Source organism: Embleya sp. NPDC025285 (genome assembly GCF_055558835.1).
Genome location: NZ_JBVHLU010000258.1, coordinates 1 through 2,483, shown reverse-complemented (window position 1 = coordinate 2,483; position 2,483 = coordinate 1). Strand labels below are relative to the sequence as shown.

Annotated in this window: 1 protein-coding gene; it reads right to left on the bottom strand. The window is 73.0% G+C overall.

Going from position 1 to position 2,483, the window contains the following annotated elements:
• Positions 1-2,483, bottom strand: a 2,483-nt coding sequence (locus tag ACZ4FV_RS52015) for a polyketide synthase dehydratase domain-containing protein (protein WP_465328455.1), incomplete at both ends; no start/stop codon positions are given.

Below are 2,483 nucleotides of genomic sequence, written 5' to 3'. Positions count from 1 at the left end.
ATGCCGACGCCGCCGGTGGCGGCGTGGACGAGGAGTGTTTCGCCCGGTTGTGCTTCGGCGAGGTCGACCAGGCCGTAGTACGCGGTCAGGAACACGATCGGGGTCGCGGCGGCCTGCTCGTCCGTCCAGTCCGCCGGGACTCGGGAGAGGTATCGCCGGTCGGCGATCGTGCGCGGTCCGACACCACCTTCGAGCAGGCCCATCACCCGGTCGCCGGGGGCCAGGTCGGTGACTCCCGGGCCGACCTCCAGGACCACCCCGGCGCCCTCGCTGCCGATCAGGGCTTCACCCGGGTACATGCCGAGGGTGATCATCACGTCCCGGAAGTTCAGACCGGCTGCGCGCACCGACAGTCGCACCTGATGCTCCGTCAACGGAGCGTCCGCGATCGGCGACGGGAGCAGCGCGAGGTTGTCCAGCGTTCCGTGCCCGGTCACATCGAGTCGCCACGCCGGCTCGGCGGCGGTCGGAATCACCAGCGACGGACGGGAGTGAGCGGGGACCAGACGCGGGACGAACCGCGCTCCCCGGCGCAGCGCGAGCTGCGATTCGCCCTCGGCGAGCGCGGCGGGCAGGGCCGCGTACGACGCCGGATCGTCGTCGAGGTCCACCAGGACGAAGCGATCGGGGTGCTCCGTCTGCGCGGTGCGCACGAGCCCCCACACCGGCGCGCCGGCCGGCCGCACGGGGTCGTGTGCGTCGGTGGCGACGGCGTGGCGGGTGAGTACGACCAGGCGGGTCGACGCCAACCGCTCGTCGGTGGACCACTCCCGGAGCAGCGCGAGCGCCGCACGGGTGACCGCGTGGGCGGCGCCGGCTACGTCGTCACCCGGGTCGACGATGGGCGTTGTGACGACCAGCCCCGGTACCGGATCGCCGTTCGCGATCGCGGTCGCCACCGCGGCCGGGTCGGCGTACACCGCGTCGGCGGACGCGGAGATGCCGTGCGGGTCGGCACCCAGGACCGCGAACGGGACGCCGGTCGGCTTGCCTTCGGGGGCCGGCGCGGCGAGCCAGTCCAGGTGGAAGAGGGAGTCTCGGCCGGTGTCCTCGGTGACCGCGGTGAGCCGATCGGCTGCGATCGACCGTAGTACGAGCGCCTCGACCGTGGCGACCGGTGCGCCCGCCTCGTCGGTGGCCGACAGCGCGATCCGGTCCGTCCCGGTCGGGGTGAGCCGTACGCGCAGCGCGGTCGCGCCGGTCGCGTGCAGGGTCACCTCCGACCACGTGAACGGGAGGCGCACGCCGTCCGGTTCGGGCGCGTCGCCCGCGAGGGTGTCCAGCACCAACGGGTGCAGTGCCGCGTCGAGGAGAGCGGGGTGCAGCCCGTATCCCGCGGCGTCGCCCGCCCGGTCCTCGGGCAGGCGGACGTCGGCGTACAGCTCGCCGCCCAGCCGCCAGACCGCGCGCACGCCCTGGAAGGCCGGGCCGTAGGCGTAGCCGCGCTCGGCCAGCCGCTCGTACAGGTCACCCACGGGCAGTGCCTGGGCCCCGGCGGGCGGCCAGACCTCTGCCGCCGCCGCGTCGTCATCGGCCGTGCCGAGTGCGGCGCCCCCGCGCTCGGCCAGGACACCGGTGGCGTGCCGCGTCCATGAGGCCGACTCGGCGCCGGCGCCGTGACCGCCACGACCGCCGGGCCCGCCGGTCGGTCGGGAGTGGATGGTGACGGTACGCCGTCCCGCTTCGTCCGGGCCGGCGATGGTGAGCTGGAGATCCACCCCGTCCCGGACCGGGAGCACCAGCGGTGCCTCCAGCGTCAGTTCCTCGATCGTGTCGCACCCGACCCGGTCGCCCGCCTGGATCACGAGGTCGATGAAGGCGGTGCCGGGGAGCAGGGTGGTGTCGAGGACGGTGTGGTCGGTGAGCCAGGGGTGGGTGGTTCGGGAGAGGCGTCCGGTGAGGATGAGTCCGTCGTTGTCGGCGAGGGGGAGTGCGGCGGCGAGGAGCGGGTGGTCGTTCGCGTCCAGCCCGGCGGCGGCGACATCGGCACCCGCGCGTGCTTCGAGCCAGTAGCTCTCGTGCTGGAAGGGGTAGGACGGGAGATCGTCCACGAACCCGGCTTTTGACGGAACCAGTGTGCCCCATACCGGAGTTCGCGCGAACAACCGGGCATGCGCGACGGCGGTGACGAGAATCTCCGGCTCCGGCTGCTCACGGCGCGAGGTCGGGATGAAGGCCGGCGAGGTGTCCTGGGCCGTGTCGTCCGACCGCAGACTCTCGACGGTCTCCCGAGCGAGCGCGGTGAGCGTGGTGTCCGGACCCAACTCCAGGTAGGTGGTGACGTTTTCGCGGTGGAGGGTGGTGATGCCGTCGTGGAAGTGCACGGCGTGGCGGATGTGGTTGGTCCAGTAGCCGGGATCCGCGAGTTGCTCGGCGGTGGCGATCGTCCCGGTGGTGTTGGAGATCAGGGGCGTGTGGGGGGAGTGGTAGGTCAGGTCGGCGGCCACGGCGTGGAACTCGGAGAGGATCGGCTCCATGTGGGG